The organism is Nonomuraea sp. NPDC059023 (genome assembly GCF_042740095.1).
Lineage (GTDB): Bacteria > Actinomycetota > Actinomycetes > Streptosporangiales > Streptosporangiaceae > Nonomuraea.
Genome location: NZ_JBHYIO010000016.1, coordinates 21,573 through 35,870, shown reverse-complemented (window position 1 = coordinate 35,870; position 14,298 = coordinate 21,573). Strand labels below are relative to the sequence as shown.

Below are 14,298 nucleotides of genomic sequence, written 5' to 3'. Positions count from 1 at the left end.
TATGGACGGCGGCCTGATCCTCCTGGTTTTCCTGGCGTTGCTGTTCGCCTGGGGTCTCAACCGTGTCCGGCGCTCCTTACGGCTGGGCCCCGTCGGCTACGTCGGCGTCATGCTGGTCTTCATCATCGTCATGCTCCTGGTCTGGGGACAGACGATGCGCTAGCCGGGTCGGCCCAGCGGGAGAACGTCGCGCTGCCGTCCGGCCCGAGCTGCAGTATCGGGATGTTCTTGCCCACCGGGTCGCCGCCGTCGCCGATCGTGAACGGCCCGCTGGCGCCCGCAAGCGTCAGCGTGCCGCTGGTCAGCACGCTGGCGATGTCCCGCGCGGTCGGCAGTTCCCCGGCGAACTTCTCCACCGCCCTGATCGCCAGGTACATGGCGTCGTGGTGCACGATGGCCATGCCGTCGTCCAGCGACTCCTTGGGATAGAGAGCGCGGTAGGCGGTCGGGCTCCCATCACCGAAGCGCTTCTTCATGTCGTCGATGACCGGCCCGGCCGGCTGCGTGACCCCCTGGGAGTGCGCCAGCGCGGTGTAGAAGAGCCGGATCGCCTGATCGCCCCACATCGGCTGCTTGACCGGCCCGGTCAGCTCGGCCACGTCGTCGCCGCTGATCACCGTGATGCCGCGGTCGGCGCACTTCGCGTGCCGGCTCAGCCCGGCCATCAGCGCCGGCAGGTGGTCCGCGCGGCCCGCGTACAGGACCGTGTTGGCCGCCGAGGTGCAGATCCGCTCAGCGTTGAGCCCCAGCACCGTGCCCGGCGAGCCGGCCCCCGCGTCGAACGTGAGCGTCTCCTCCAGCTCCTTGTCCTCCAGCTCCCGGGTGAAGTGGTCGCCGAGCGTCTTGGTGTAGCTGTCGCCCCGGTTCCTGTCCTTGACCACGATCGCCTTCAGAACCGGGTTGGTGTGCCTGGCCAGCCGCAGCACCGCCTGGGCCTGGTCGCGGTTGAGCGGCGCGACCCTGGCCAGCCCCTTGAACGGCCCGAACTCGTCGGAGGTGATCACCGCCGCGGACATCCCGTAATACCGCTCGCTCAGGTCGGCGACCGACTTGCGCGTGCTCTCCGTACTCGCGCCCAGCCCGGTCACGGCCACGATGCGCTCGCCCACCGCCCGCCGTTCGAGGTCGGCGAAGGTCGCCGCCCAGTCGTCCGGTCCGTTGCTCCCCACCAGCACCTTGATGTACGGGGGCGACTGCTCCAGCCGGTTACGCCAGAGCTGGGCCAGATGGATGCCCTGCAACCCGTGCCGGATGGTCTGGCGCGACATCGAGATCTCCGGCACCTCCCCCGACATCGGCAGCAGCGCGACGATCGTGACGTGCGCGGCCGGATGCCTCTTCTCGACCTCGGCGTTCTCCAGCCGGATGCGCTCCATCACCTCGGTCAGGTCCTCGCCGAACGCGCCGGGATCGTCGGTCAGCGGCGCGGTCCGCAGCACGATGCTCACCACCACGCCCGCCACCAGCGCCAGCGCCGCGATCGAGGCCACCAGGACGATCCGCCGCCGGCGCCGCGCCCGGGTGAAGGACTTCAGGACCCGATCAGGACGTGACATACCGGTCCGCCTCCCGCTTCAGCACGGACTTGCTCGCCTTCGAGCGATCGCGCAGCTCCATCAGGCCGTACGCGATGTCCGCGCGCCGCCGTCCCGAGGGGTCGAGGAGGGGGTCGTTCCAGAACCAGCGGTCCACGACCAGGGTCCTGATCCGCGCCCTCCAGTCGCCGGGCCCCTTCGCCGAGCCGGTCACCAGCGAGTCGTACAGGTCCTCCAGGTCCTGCTCAAGCGGCAGCCGGCTCGGAGCCGTGGTCACCAGGTTGAACTCGGCGATCCACTCCGGCAGCTTGCCCCGCCCGTCGAGCTCGTCGAACCGCCCGTCCAGCCAGGCGGTCACGCGGGCCAGGTGCCCTCCGGCGTCGCCGGGCCGTACGCGGGCCAGGGCGTGGTAGAAGCCTTCCGCCTCCCGGTCGCGGCGGAAGGACTCCAGCAGTTCGTGCGCCTGGTCCCACTGCTCCTGGCTGAGCCGGTGCAGCAGCAGCCGCCTCAGCCAGGGGTGGATGACCGTGCCCAGCTCGCGGTCGTGCGTCAGCCAGAGGGCGTCGGCCAGCCGGTCGCGCAGGTTCGGCCGGGCGCTGAGCGCGTTCTCCGCGTCCTCCACGTGCCGCGCCGCCGCCCAGCCGGACAGGTGGTCGCGGTCCGGCAGGTGCAGCCACCCGGGCCAGCGCAGCGCCTCCTTCTGGTGAAGGATCGAGCGGAACGCGTCGTCGTCGGGCGCCGATCCGGCCCAGTCGAGCAGTTCCAGGGCGGTCTGCCGGTGCCCGCCGGTGAGCCGGTCGATCGCGCCGGCGTAGCGCCGCCCGCTCTCCAGCGCGGGCAGCGGCGGCATCAGCACCGGATACCACCACCGGTCCTCGCCTTCGGCCCGGTGGGCGAGCCAGCCGGAGTGGCCGGCCTCGGGCAGCGTGGGCGGTTGCGGCCTGCCGGCCGTGCCCAGGCCGGGCCGCGCCCACGCGCCGCCGACCGGCACCCAGGATCGCGCGGTCGCCACGACCACCAGCGGGTCGTCGCCCTTGGCCGGCCTGAGCGCCTTGAGGAACGCCCGGCCGCCCACGGTCTCGGCGCCCTCCAGCACCAGCAGGCAGTTGCGCGGATGCCGTCCCGGCCTGGCGTACTCCTCGCGCAGGTCGGCGAGGAGCGCCTGGCACAGGACCAGCGCGGGCGCACCCGCCAGGTCGGCGCCCCCGCGCTGGTGCTGTCTGGCCAGGGTCACCAGGTTGCCCTCGGGAAGCTGCGCGGTCAGCCACGTCCTGCCCTTGCGGTTGAGCTGCCTGACCGCGATCCGCTCGCGCCCCAGCGTCAGCCCGAGCAACGACACGCCGACCGCCAGAAACGGCCCGACCCGCGGAACCAGCCCGAGCAGCTCGCGCAGCGGGCCCAGGAACTCCGGCGGATTGGGCGCCGTGCCGTCGACCAGCCGGTCGAGCTCCGCCTCCACCTCGTGGTCCGGGCGCTCACCCGGCCGCAACGCCAGCACGTGCAGGGTGAACACGACCCTGGGCAACTTCACGCGGGAACTCCGCATCAGCCCGTGGGCCACACGCGCGACGATCCGCGACACCGGCAGATGCTCGTCGTCCTGATCGCGCAGACTCACCCGGACACCCGGTGACGCGGGCTCCACCGCCACGCTGTCACGGAGGTCCGAGGCCAGCGCGCCCTTGCCCGTGCCCGGCGGGCCGAGCAGCACCACGATCGGCAGCTCCTGCTCGCCTTCGCGCAGCAGGCAGTCGTCCATGACCAGGTGTCGCCAGGAATCGTCCACGAAGTGCGCCATCACGTCCTGCCGGCTCGTCAGGCGTGCGTCCCCGAGTGATCACCCTCAGTTTACGAGCCGAGTCAGGAAAGCGCGCTTGTTTCAGCAGGACTCGAGGATGACGCGGGCCACCAGGCCGGGGTCGTCGCTCATCGGCAGGTGCCCGCAGCCCTTGAGCAGCTTCACCCGCTGCCCCGACCACTTGGCCGCGCGCACCGCCTGCCGGCGCGGGAGCAGCCGGTCGTGCTCGCCCCACGCGATCGTGATCGGCGTCTTGGGCGGAGCGGGCGGCATGAGGTTGGTGAACGACTCCAGCGTCTCGTCGAACCCGGCCGCCCCGGCCAGCGCCTGCGTGGCCGCCATCAGCGCGGTCGGCGTCAGCCGCGACGGGTGGGCGACCAGCAGGCCCGCCGACATCGCCCGGCCGAGCGGGTTCTCCGCCGCCCTGGCCGCCTGCTCGTACGGCAGCGACCGGGCCGTCGAACGCAGCGCGCGCAGCGCCGTCTGGCACCACACCAGCTCCGGGCGCGACCAGAAGCCGGCCGGCGAGAGGGCGGCAGCCGTACGGACGACTCCGCGCGAAGCCAGCTCCAGCGCGATGTAGCCCCCGAGCGAGTTGCCCGCGACGTGCGGCTCGCGCACCCCCATCAGCGCGCAGAAGGACTCCACGGCGTCCGCGAGCGACTCGGCGGTGTACGGCGTGCCGTCCGGCAACCCCGGCGAGACCCCGAAGCCGGGCAGGTCGATCGCGATCACGTCGTGAGCGGCGGCGAGCCGGTCGAGCACCGGCAACCAGGCCTGCCAGTGGTGCCCGATGCCGTGGATGAGGATCAGCGGCGCGCCCGCGCCACGGCGTTCGAAGGCCAGCTCCATGCCGACGAGTCAACCACTCAGCGGCTGCGCGTGGGAATCTCGAACCAGACCGCTTTGCCTTCCCTGGTCGGGCGTGAGCCCCACCGCTTGGCGAGCTGGTCGACCAGGTAGAGGCCGCGCCCGCCCTCGTCGTTCTCGCCCGCGCTGCGGATGCGCGGCAGGCGCAGGTCCTGGTCGAACACCTCGACCCAGACCGACTCCTCGCCCCTGCGCAGCCGGAGCGTGAACTCCTTGTCGCCCATGACCTCGTCCTCGAACGGTACGTCCCAGGACTCCTCGAACGGCAGCGGCGGCCCCTCGACCACCAACTCCCGGCGCGGCACGCTCGCGGTGGCCGCGTGCAGCACCACGTTCGTGACGACTTCCGAGACCAGCAGGCAGGCCAGCTCGGCGCGCTCTTCGGGCACGTTCCAGCCGGTGAAGGCCTCGGCGGCCATCCGCCGCGCTTCGCCGACCATGATCGGCTGCGCGGGGAACGTGCGTTCCTCGACGTCCAGGTCGATGTCGCTGGAGCGCAGCACCAGGATCGCCATGTCGTCGTCGATCTCGCCGGGCACCGCGACCGTGGCGGCGTCGGCGACCCGCTCGACGTCGTCGCCGGTGGCCTTGGCCAGCTTCTCGCAGAGGATTCCCAGCGTCTCCTCGTCGGTCGGGACGCGGCCGTCGCGAGTGGGGCGGCGATCGACGAGCCCGTCGGTGTAGAGCAGCAGCGCGGCGCCGGGCGGCAGCGTGCGGGTCTCCTCCTTGTAGACCAGGTCGGCGTGCAGGTTCTTGGCCCGCACTCCGAGCGGCTGGCCGACCTCCTCGATGTCCATCTCCAGGCACTGGCCGTCGACCAGCAGCAGCGGCGGCGCGTGGCCGGCGTTGGCGAAGGACAGCTGACGCGACCACGCGTCGTAGACGAGGTACTGGCAGGTGACGATCGGCGGGATGCTCACCTCGGTGCCGTTGTCGTCCTGCTCGGGGGTGGCGATGATGCGGGTCCACTCGTCGAGCCTGGCCAGGATGTCGGCGGGCGACTTGTCGTCCTGGGCGAAGGCGCGCAGCGCGGCGCGCAGCTGGCCCATGATGGCCGCGGCCTTGGCGCCCCGGCCCTCGACGTCGCCGATGACGATGCCGACCCGGCCCGCCGACAGCGGGATCACGTCGTACCAGTCGCCGCCCACCTGGGTCTGGATGCCCTGGCCGTGGGAGGCCAGCGGGGCCGCCGGGTAGTAGCGGACGGCGATCTCCAGGCCGTCGAGCTGCGGCAGCGCGCGCGGCAGCAGGTGCTTCTGGAAGGACTCGGCGGTGTGCCGCTCCTCCTCGAACAGCAGCGCGTTGTCGATCGCGAGCGCGACGCGGGTGGCGATGGCCCCGACGAAGTCGCGGTCGAAGGCGTCGTAGTGGGGGCTGCGGCGGTCGGTGAGGTTGGACAGCCCCAGGTACATCAGGCCGAGCGTCTCCCCGCGCACGCACAGCGGGGCGACGATGGCGGAGGTCATGCCGACCTCGCCGCACAGCTGGGCGCTGCCCTCGTGGGGAGCGGGGAAGCTGCTGGTGGCGAAGTCCTCGACCAGGATCGTCTCCTGGCGGCGCATCGCGGTGTCGGCGTAGTGGCCGGAGGGGTAGCGGATCTCCGCGCCCACCGGCTTCCACGTGCCCGGCGGCGGGGTCCAGCCCTGCACGTGCTGGGAGACGCGGCGCACCAGGCGCTCGCCCTCCATCAGCTCGATGAAGCAGTGGTCGGCGAACTGCGGGACCAGCATCTCGGCGACCCGCTTCAGCGTCTCCTCGACGTAGAGGGAGCCGGCCAGCCGTTCGCCGATGCGCTCCAGCAGGCCGAAGCGGTCCTTCTCGCGCTCGTTGCTGCGCAGGGCCTCGCGGGCGGTGATGACGATGCCGGTCACCGAGCCGGACGGGTGGCGCAGCGGCACCGCCTGCGCCCGGACGTAGACGATGGTGCCGTCGCCGCGCCGTACGTCGAAGGTGCCCTCCCACACGCCACCCTTGAGCACGTGCTTGGCCAGCTCGATCGCGAGCGGGTGGTCCTTCTCCATGATCCCGAGGGACAGGACGGACGTCTCCCTGCTCGACGACTTGCCGGGGCGGCCGAACAGCTTCTCCGCGAAGGGGTTCCAGTAGAGCAGGTTGCTGAACCTGTCCGTCACGACGACGGCCATCTCCGCGTGATCCAGCACCGACCCGGCTGCCAAATGATCAGCCGCGTCTGGTGACAGATCCCCCCATCGCTTCATCCGGAGACCACTCCTCGGGGAGGCTTATGCGAAAAGCGAACCACGGGCGCTCCTGCAACAGTCATGGCCGGGGGGAGTGGAGGGTTCTCCCTTGAGGGATTCAACCAAGCAGAAGCTCGCGCGTCAGCGCCTGGAGACGAAAACGTGCGCGGCAACCTCACGCGGAAGTTCCGCGGGAGTTCCGTTCGCGTCTCCGTCACCTGTCACCCGCACACCGTCGTCGCTCGCCGCGAGCGTCACCTCGCGTCCGGGTTGTATCCCAACTTGCTTGAGTTTAAGCATCACAGCGGGATCGCTTTGCACTTGTTCGCTAATTCGCCGCACGACAACCGCCATATCGCGGGGTCCGGCAAGATCGGCCATGGCCTCCAGGGGCTTATCTGCTGCTTCATCCGCTTCGTGCGCGCCAAGCTCGGCCAGCCCGGGGATGGGGTTGCCGTGCGGGCAGACCGTGGGGTTGTCGAGCAGCGTGACCAGGCGGCTCTCCACCGACTCCGACATGACGTGTTCCCAGCGGCAGGCCTCGATGTGCACCTCCTCCCACGGCAGCCCGATGACCTGGGTCAGCAGACATTCGGCGAGACGGTGCTTGCGCATGACGCGCGTGGCCAGGGTCCGGCCGAGGTCGGTCATGGCGAGGTGGCGATCGCCTTCGACTTTCACCAGGCCGTCACGTTCCATCCGGGCGACGGTCTGGCTCACTGTCGGGCCGCTCTGCTGGAGCCGCTCGGCGATGCGGGCGCGAAGAGGGACGATGCCCTCCTCTTCGAGTTCGTAGATCGTGCGGAGATACATCTCCGTGGTGTCGATCAGGCCGTGTGCGGTCAAGGCTCCTCCCATCTTGATGCTACGCCGGTCCGGCGGGGACTGAGCCCGTCCGCGGCGGGCACAGAGGTCAAAGGGAACCCTATTGGGAGATCGACCGACGATGGCAAAGGACGGGAACAATAGTGCGGCCCGGTTCCTTCCCGATCACCGCCGTTGCGAGCGGTAGTTCCTGAATCCGGGCACCGCCAGCCCCACCAGCAACACCGCCACCGCGCACGCGAGACCGCCGCCGATCCAGGCCCCGGCCAGCCCGAACACCGTCGCGGTCGCCCCGGCGCGCACGTCACCCAGCCGCGGCCCGCCGGCGACCACCACCATGAAGACGCCCTGCAGCCTGCCGCGCATCTCGTCGGGCGCGTAGAGCTGCAGGATCGACTGCCGCCACACCGACGACACCACGTCGGCCGCCCCGCCCAGCGCCAGGAACACCACCACCAGCCAGAGCGACTGCGCCAGCCCGGCGGCCGCGACCGACAGGCCCCAGAGGGCGATGACGACGACGAGCGCGAGCCCCTGCCTGCTGACCCGGCCGACCCAGCCGGAGAACAGCGCGCCGGCGAACGACCCGAGCGCCATGGCCGCGTTGAGCCAGCCGAGCGCCAGCTCCGAGCCGCCGAACCGGGTGGCGGCCAGCTCGGGGAACAGCGCCCTGGGCAGCGCGAACACCATCGCGATGATGTCCACGACGAACGACATGAGCAGCACCGGCGTGACCAGGATGTAGCGCAGCCCGTCCAGGACGGCCCGCGCGCCGGGCCGGGTGACCTCGCCGACGGGCGGCAGCGGCGGCAGCTTGATCGCGGCGTAGAGCCCGGCGCTGAACAACACCGCGTCGATCGCGTACGCGGCCGCGAACCCGGAGGCGGCCATCACCACGCCGGCCAGCATCGGCCCGGCGACCGCGCCCACGCTGAAGACGAGCGACTGCAGGGCGTTGGCCGCCGGTACGCGCTCCGGTGGCAGGATCCTCGGGATGATGGCGCCCCTGGTGGGCGAGGTGATGGCGAAGCCCGTCGCGTTGACCGCCATCAGGCCCAGGAGCAGGTAGACGTTGCGCAGGTCCAGCAGGGCCTGCAGGAGGATGAGCAGGGTGCTCGCCCAGGCGATGAGCGAGCCGATCAGCAGCAGCTTGCGCCGGTCCATGGCGTCGGCGACGGCGCCGCCCCACAGACCGAAGACGACGAGGGGAACGAGGTTGGCGAGGCTGAGGAAGCCGACCCAGAGGGAGGAGTGGGTGAGCACCCACACCTGCTGGCTCGCGGCCACCACGGTCACGCCCAGACCGACGTGGGAGACGGTCTGGCCGATCCAAAGCCGCCGGTAGGCGGGGACCTGCAGTGGCCGGGTGTCGACAAGGTACCTTTTGATCAAATCCCCGAATGCCACCTAAGGCACATTAAGGGGCAAGTCTCTCCAGCTCCCAGCCGGGGTGCGCGCGCCGGTAGCGGAGCCGGTCGTGCAGACGGTCCAGCTGGCCCTGCCAGAACTCCATCTCGCTGGGCACCACCAGATAGCCGCCCCAGAAGTCGGGCACCGGCGGATCCTCCGGCCAGCGGGCGGCCAGTTCGTCGTAGCGCCGGTCCAGATCCTCCCTGGATCGGACCACGGCCGACTGCCTGGAGGCCCAGGCGCCTATGCGGGAGCCGTACGGGCGGGACTTGAAGTATTCGGCCGAGCGCTCGTGCGACAGCCGTACGACGGAGCCCTCGACGCGCACCTGGCGGCGGATCGGGTGCCAGGGGAACAGCAGCGACGCGCGCGGGTTCTCGGCCAGGTCGCGGCCCTTGCGGGACTCGTAGTTGGTGAAGAAGACGAAACCGTCCTCGTCGTAGCCCTTGAGCAGGACCGTTCGGGCGCTTGGCCGCCCGCCCGCAGAGGCGGTGGCGACGACCATGGCGTTGGGCTCGGGCAGGCCGGCGTCGAGCGCCTCCTGGAACCAGACGGTGAACTGGGCGATGGGGTCGGCGGCGACGTTGGCTTCCAGCAGGGGCTCGCCTTCGTACGAGCGGCGCAGCCCTGACAGCGAGGTGGCATCCACGAGACGGTATTCTTGCGCGCTTGGTGGCGATCCCACACAACCGCCCCCACCAGCGGTGATTGCGTTTCGGCGTGCCCGAAGACGAAGCACTGGACGGCAGGGGGTTAAATTGACGCGCCGGTATCTCGACATCAAGAAAGGGAGGCGGCCGAGAATGTCCGACTTCAAACCCGGCCTCGAAGGCGTAGTAGCTTTCGAGACCGAGATCGCGGAACCGGACAAAGAGGGGGGCGCCCTTCGATACCGGGGCGTCGACATCGAGGAGCTGGTCGGCCGTGTCCCGTTCGGGCACGTTTGGGGCCTGCTGGTCGACAACAAGTTCCAGCCGGGTCTACCCCCGGCGGAGCCGTACCCGATCCCCGTTCACTCCGGTGACATCCGCGTAGACGTACAGAGCGCCCTGGCCATGCTGGCTCCCGCCTATGGCTTCAAGGCGCTGCTCGACATCGATGACGACCAGGCACGCGACGACCTCGCCCGCGCCTCCGTCATGGCCCTCTCCTTCGTGGCGCAGTCGGCGCGCGGCCTCGGCCTGCCGATGGTGCCGCAGAGCCGCGTCGACGAGGCGAAGACCATCGTCGAACGGTTCATGGTCCGCTGGCGCGGCGAACCTGATCCCAAGCACGTCAAGGCCATCGACGCCTACTGGACCTCCGCCGCCGAGCACGGCATGAACGCCTCCACGTTCACCGCCCGCGTCATCGCCTCCACGGGCGCCGACGTGGCCGCCGCTCTCTCCGGCGCCGTGGGCGCCATGTCCGGTCCCCTGCACGGTGGCGCCCCCGCCCGCGTGCTGCACATGATCGAAGGCGTCGAGCAGCTCGGCGACGCCAAGAAGTACGTCCAGAGCGAGCTGGACAAGGGCAACCGCCTCATGGGCTTCGGTCACCGCGTCTACCGTGCCGAGGACCCGCGTGCGCGGGTGCTGCGCCGTACCGCCAAGGAGCTCGACGCGCCCCGCTACGAGGTCGCGCAGGCGCTGGAGACGGCGGCGCTCGAAGAGCTGCACGCCCGCAAGCCCGACCGGGTTCTGGCCACCAACGTGGAGTACTGGGCCGCTGTCGTCCTCGACTTCGCCGAGGTGCCCTCGCACATGTTCACCTCCATGTTCACCTGCGCCCGCACGGCCGGTTGGGCCGCGCACATCCTGGAGCAGAAGCGCACGGGCAGGCTCGTCCGCCCCAGCGCGAACTACACCGGCCCGGCCACCCGCCCCCTGAGCGACGTGCCCGGAGCCTCCGAGGTCGCCGGCCTCATCTGAAGCCTGCTTCGTACGGCTGCCGCCGTGGCAGCCGTACGTCAGGCCTTCGGAACGTCTCAAATCCCGGACCCGGGCCAAGCCATCCGTCACGGCTCAGTACGCTTATGCAGGTGGCTGACATCGTGATTCCCGCTGACATCAAGCCCGCCGACGGCCGTTTCGGCTGCGGGCCCTCGAAGGTTCGTCCCGAGCAGCTGGCCGCGCTCGCCTCCGCCGGAGCGAGCGTCATGGGGACCTCCCACCGCCAGAAGCCGGTCAAGAGCCTGGTCGGCCGCGTGCGCTCCGGCCTCGCGGACCTGTTCTCGCTGCCCGAGGGCTATCAGGTCGTGCTGGGCAACGGCGGCACCACCGCGTTCTGGGACATCGCCGCCTTCGGCCTGGTGCGCGAGAGATCGCAGCACCTGTCGTTCGGCGAGTTCTCCTCCAAGTTCGGCGCCGTCGTCAGCAAGGCGCCCTGGCTCGGCGACCCGACGATCATCAAGTCCGAGGTCGGCACCCACCCGGAGGCCGTGCTCGAAGAGGGCGTCGACGTCTACGCCCTGACGCACAACGAGACCTCGACCGGCGTCGCGATGCCGATCGGGCGGGTCGGCTCCGACGACTCGCTGGTGCTGGTCGACGCCACCTCCGGCGCCGGCGGGCTGCCCGTCGACATCGCCGAGACCGACGTCTACTACTTCGCCCCGCAGAAGAGCTTCGCCTCCGACGGCGGCCTGTGGATCGCGATCATGTCGCCGCGCGCGCTGGCCCGCGTCGAGGAGATCGCCGCCTCCGGCCGCTACGTGCCCGAGTTCTTCAGCCTGCCGGTCGCCATCGACAACTCGGCGAAGGACCAGACCTACAACACCCCGTCGGTGGCCACGCTGTTCCTGCTGGCCGACCAGATCGAGTGGATGAACGCCAACGGCGGCCTGGCCTGGACCACCGCCCGCACCGCCGACTCGTCCCAGCGCCTGTACACGTGGGCGGAGAAGTCCTCCTTCGCGACGCCGTTCGCCGCGCCCGAGTTCCGCTCGCAGGTCGTCGGCACCATCGACTTCAGCGACGACGTCGACGCCGCCGCGGTCGCCAAGACGCTGCGCGCCAACGGCATCGTCGACACCGAGCCCTACCGCAAGCTCGGCCGCAACCAGCTGCGCGTGGCGATGTTCCCCGCCATCGACCCGGCCGACATCGAGGCGCTGACGACCTGCGTCGACTACGTGGTCGAGCGCCTCTGACCCGTCCGCCTGGCCAGTTCCTCCAGCAGGGCGAGGGCGTCGGCGTCCTCGACGCTCTGCGCGAAGCGCGCCAGCACCGGCAGCCTGTCGGTGCTGGCCGAGAGGGCTTCGAGCATCAGCCTGGTGACGTGCTCGTCCCTGCTGTGCACGGCCGCGTACCTGAAGGCGTTACGGTACGGCGTGCGCACCAGCAACCCTTTCTTCAGCAACCGCTCGGCCACGGTCTGAACGGTGGTGTAGGCCAGCGCCCTGTCCTTGTTCAGCCTGGCCAGGACTTCCCTGACGAGCAGCGGTTTACGGGCGTCCCACAACACGTCCATGATCGCGCGTTCCAGGGATCCCAGGGTTGCCACAGGAAACATTCTTGCCGGAAAACCCCCGCGGCGACCAGTGATGTCGAGATTCCGTAAAGTTGTGCGAGAACGCACGCACGTGACGGGGGTTGACCGGAGTGACGTCCCATCCCACACGGCCGTTGGGCCTGGGGTACCTGATGTTCGCCAGCCGCTGGCTCCAGTTGCCGCTCTACCTGGGGCTGATCGTGGCGCAGGGCGTCTACGTGTGGCAGTTCCTGGTCGAGTTGTGGCACCTGATCCAGACGGTCGCCACCGGCGATCCCGGCCATTCGCCGGTCGCGGCGAGCTTCTCCAAGCTGACCGAGGGCGAGCCGCCGAGCATGGAGGTCATCGTCATGCTCTCCGTGCTCGCGCTGATCGACGTCGTGATGATCTCCAACCTGCTCATCATGGTCATCGTCGGCGGCTATGAGACGTTCGTCTCACGGATCAACCTCAACGGGCACCCCGACGAGCCCGAGTGGCTCTCCCACGTCAACGCCAACGTGCTCAAGGTCAAGCTGGGCACCGCGATCATCGGCATCTCGTCGGTGCACCTGCTGCAGACGTTCATCCAGGCGCGCTGGATCCCCGACAACAAGATCATGTGGCAGACGTTCATCCACCTGGCCTTCGTGGCCTCCGCGATCGGGCTGGCGTGGATCGACCGGCTGCTGTCCCACTCGCCCGCCGAGCGGACCAAGGACCTGGTGCACTAGTAGGCGGTGAGGGAGTTGCGGCGCCGGCGCAGCACCCACGCCGACACCACACCGGCGATGAGGCCGAACAGGTGGCCCTGCCAGGAGATGCCGGGCTGGTTCGGCAGCACGCCGAGCAGCATCGAGTAGTAGGCGATCGCCACGCCCACCGCGATGACGATGTCGAGGATGCTGCGGTCGAAGATCCCGCGGGCCACCACATAGCCGAAATAGCCGAAGATGAGGCCGCTGGCGCCCACCGCGACGGTCCCGATCGGGGTGGTCAGCCAGGTGCCGAGCCCGCCGATCAGGATGATCAGCAGGGTGGCCGCCACGAACCGGCCCAGCCCGCGCACCGCCGCCAGGAAGCCCAGGATGAGCAACGGCAGCGAGTTGGCCATCAGATGGCCGAAGCCCACGTGCAGGAACGGCGCGAACAGGATCCCGACCAGACCGGAGGGCTGCCAGCCGGCGATGCCGTAGTCGTCGAGGTTGGCCGGCAGGACGTAGTCCGCGACCTCGATGGCCCACATGGCGGCGACCGCCACGACAAGCAAGATCACGGCACCCGCGGCTTCGGCGAGCGTGCCACGGAAGCGGGACCGTCCTTCGGGCTGGCCGTTCATGCGCGCTCCTGCGGGGTCGACTGACTTCTCTTTTACCGTACGCAGGAATCGCCACGCATGCGTAGAGGGCCCCCTTCTCAACGGAGAGGGCCCTCTGTGCTACTCGCCCTTCCAGTGGGGGGCGCGCTTCTCGGCGAAGGCCGCGGCGCCCTCCATCGCGTCCTTCGAGCCGAACACCGGCCCGACGATCGCGCCCTGCCTGGTGAACATCTCCTCCAGCGACCAGTCCTGCGACTCGATGATCACCTTCTTGGTGGCCGCCAGCGCCAGCGGGGCGTTCGCGGCGATCTTCCCGGCCAGCTCCAGCGCCGTGTCAAGGGCGCCGCCCGCCGGGGTGATCCGGTTGACCAGGCCCAGCTCGTACAGGCGGGCGGCCGGGTAGTGGTCGCCGGTCAGGGCGATCTCCATGGCCACGTGGTAGGGGATGCGGCGGGGCAGCCGCATGACGCCGCCGGCGCCGGCCACCAGGCCGCGCTTGGGCTCGGGCAGCCCGAACTTGGCCTCCTCGGAGGCGACGATCACGTCGCAGGACAGCGCAAGCTCGAACCCGCCGGCCAGCGCGTACCCCTCGACGGCGGCGACCAGCGGCTTCTTCGGCGGCGCCTCGGCCAGACCGCCGAAGCCGCGGCCCTCGACCACCGGGAAGTCGCCGGACAGGAAGCCCTTGAGGTCCATTCCCGCGCAGAAGGTGCCGCCCGCCCCGGTCAGGACGTAGGCCGAGATGTCGGCGCGGGCGTCGAGCTCGTCCAGCGCCGCGGCGATGCCGCGGGCCACCGCGCCGTTGACGGCGTTGCGGGCCCGCGGCCGGTTGATCGTGATGACGGCGACGTTGCCGGATTCCTCGACGAGAACCTCAGAGTCAGACACGCG

The 14,298-nt window shown here is 70.3% G+C and carries 14 protein-coding genes; 4 read left to right on the top strand and 10 right to left on the bottom strand.

Annotated elements, in window-relative coordinates; genetic code table 11:
• Position 1 precedes the first annotated feature (1 nt).
• Entirely contained in the window at positions 2-163 is a 162-nt protein-coding gene (locus tag ACFWYW_RS26240) for a hypothetical protein (RefSeq protein WP_379614647.1), read from the top strand.
• On the opposite strand, the gene ACFWYW_RS26235 is transcribed toward ACFWYW_RS26240, so the two are convergent.
• From ACFWYW_RS26235 to pdxH, 7 genes are all read right to left on the bottom strand, one after another.
• Positions 129-1,556, bottom strand: coding sequence for a hypothetical protein (locus ACFWYW_RS26235; protein WP_379614649.1), 1,428 nt, complete (start codon positions 1,554-1,556; stop codon positions 129-131). The two genes, ACFWYW_RS26240 and ACFWYW_RS26235, sit on opposite strands and share 35 nt — an antisense overlap.
• On the bottom strand, positions 1,543-3,321 hold the full coding sequence (locus tag ACFWYW_RS26230; protein ID WP_379614651.1) for a hypothetical protein: 1,779 nt from the start codon (positions 3,319-3,321) through the stop codon (positions 1,543-1,545). The genes ACFWYW_RS26235 and ACFWYW_RS26230 overlap by 14 nt, the downstream gene beginning before the upstream one ends.
• A gap of 93 nt (positions 3,322-3,414) precedes the next feature.
• The gene (locus ACFWYW_RS26225; RefSeq protein ID WP_379614653.1) at positions 3,415-4,185 is read right to left on the bottom strand and encodes an alpha/beta fold hydrolase; all 771 of its coding nucleotides are present in this window, start codon (positions 4,183-4,185) and stop codon (positions 3,415-3,417) included.
• Positions 4,186-4,202: 17 nt separating this feature from the next.
• Entirely contained in the window at positions 4,203-6,422 is a 2,220-nt protein-coding gene (locus ACFWYW_RS26220; protein WP_379614654.1) for a SpoIIE family protein phosphatase, read from the bottom strand.
• Between the two features lie 123 nt (positions 6,423-6,545).
• A complete protein-coding gene (locus tag ACFWYW_RS26215; RefSeq protein WP_184958140.1) occupies positions 6,546-7,250 on the bottom strand; it encodes a metal-dependent transcriptional regulator in 705 nt (234 codons plus the stop codon).
• 144 nt (positions 7,251-7,394) lie between these two features.
• Complete coding sequence (locus ACFWYW_RS26210; protein ID WP_379614655.1) at positions 7,395-8,636, bottom strand: MFS transporter; 1,242 nt, start codon at positions 8,634-8,636, stop codon at positions 7,395-7,397.
• A gap of 10 nt (positions 8,637-8,646) precedes the next feature.
• Positions 8,647-9,288, bottom strand: coding sequence for a pyridoxamine 5'-phosphate oxidase (gene pdxH / locus ACFWYW_RS26205; RefSeq protein WP_379614657.1), 642 nt, complete (start codon positions 9,286-9,288; stop codon positions 8,647-8,649).
• 154 nt (positions 9,289-9,442) lie between these two features.
• Here pdxH and ACFWYW_RS26200 point away from each other — a divergent pair, with 154 nt between their 5' ends.
• A complete protein-coding gene (locus ACFWYW_RS26200) occupies positions 9,443-10,549 on the top strand; it encodes a citrate synthase 2 (protein WP_379614659.1) in 1,107 nt (368 codons plus the stop codon).
• A 104-nt stretch (positions 10,550-10,653) separates the two neighbouring features.
• Positions 10,654-11,769: a phosphoserine transaminase gene (gene serC / locus ACFWYW_RS26195; RefSeq protein WP_379614661.1), complete on the top strand. Its 1,116-nt coding sequence runs from the start codon at positions 10,654-10,656 to the stop codon at positions 11,767-11,769.
• Here serC and ACFWYW_RS26190 read toward each other — a convergent pair.
• A complete protein-coding gene (locus tag ACFWYW_RS26190; RefSeq protein WP_379614663.1) occupies positions 11,748-12,122 on the bottom strand; it encodes a BlaI/MecI/CopY family transcriptional regulator in 375 nt (124 codons plus the stop codon). The genes serC and ACFWYW_RS26190 overlap by 22 nt on opposite strands.
• A gap of 140 nt (positions 12,123-12,262) precedes the next feature.
• On the opposite strand from ACFWYW_RS26190, the gene ACFWYW_RS26185 reads away from it, so the two are divergent.
• The gene (locus ACFWYW_RS26185; RefSeq protein ID WP_379614665.1) at positions 12,263-12,823 is read left to right on the top strand and encodes a TIGR00645 family protein; all 561 of its coding nucleotides are present in this window, start codon (positions 12,263-12,265) and stop codon (positions 12,821-12,823) included.
• Here ACFWYW_RS26185 and ACFWYW_RS26180 read toward each other — a convergent pair.
• Both ACFWYW_RS26180 and ACFWYW_RS26175 read right to left on the bottom strand, forming a co-directional pair.
• Positions 12,820-13,428, bottom strand: a complete 609-nt coding sequence (locus ACFWYW_RS26180) for a rhomboid family intramembrane serine protease (protein ID WP_379614667.1) — start codon at positions 13,426-13,428, stop codon at positions 12,820-12,822. The genes ACFWYW_RS26185 and ACFWYW_RS26180 overlap by 4 nt on opposite strands.
• A gap of 99 nt (positions 13,429-13,527) precedes the next feature.
• Entirely contained in the window at positions 13,528-14,295 is a 768-nt protein-coding gene (locus tag ACFWYW_RS26175; protein WP_379614669.1) for a crotonase/enoyl-CoA hydratase family protein, read from the bottom strand.
• Between the last annotated feature and the right edge of the window lie 3 nt (positions 14,296-14,298).

Coding starts and splice junctions, on each gene's coding strand:
- ACFWYW_RS26240 (WP_379614647.1), top strand. CDS start 2: ATGGACGGCGGCCTGATCCTCCTGGTTTTCCTGGCGTTGCTGTTCGCC.
- ACFWYW_RS26235 (WP_379614649.1), bottom strand. CDS start 1,556: ATGTCACGTCCTGATCGGGTCCTGAAGTCCTTCACCCGGGCGCGGCGC.
- ACFWYW_RS26225 (WP_379614653.1), bottom strand. CDS start 4,185: ATGGAGCTGGCCTTCGAACGCCGTGGCGCGGGCGCGCCGCTGATCCTC.
- ACFWYW_RS26220 (WP_379614654.1), bottom strand. CDS start 6,422: ATGAAGCGATGGGGGGATCTGTCACCAGACGCGGCTGATCATTTGGCA.
- ACFWYW_RS26200 (WP_379614659.1), top strand. CDS start 9,443: ATGTCCGACTTCAAACCCGGCCTCGAAGGCGTAGTAGCTTTCGAGACC.
- serC (WP_379614661.1), top strand. CDS start 10,654: ATGCAGGTGGCTGACATCGTGATTCCCGCTGACATCAAGCCCGCCGAC.
- ACFWYW_RS26185 (WP_379614665.1), top strand. CDS start 12,263: ATGTTCGCCAGCCGCTGGCTCCAGTTGCCGCTCTACCTGGGGCTGATC.
- ACFWYW_RS26180 (WP_379614667.1), bottom strand. CDS start 13,428: ATGAACGGCCAGCCCGAAGGACGGTCCCGCTTCCGTGGCACGCTCGCC.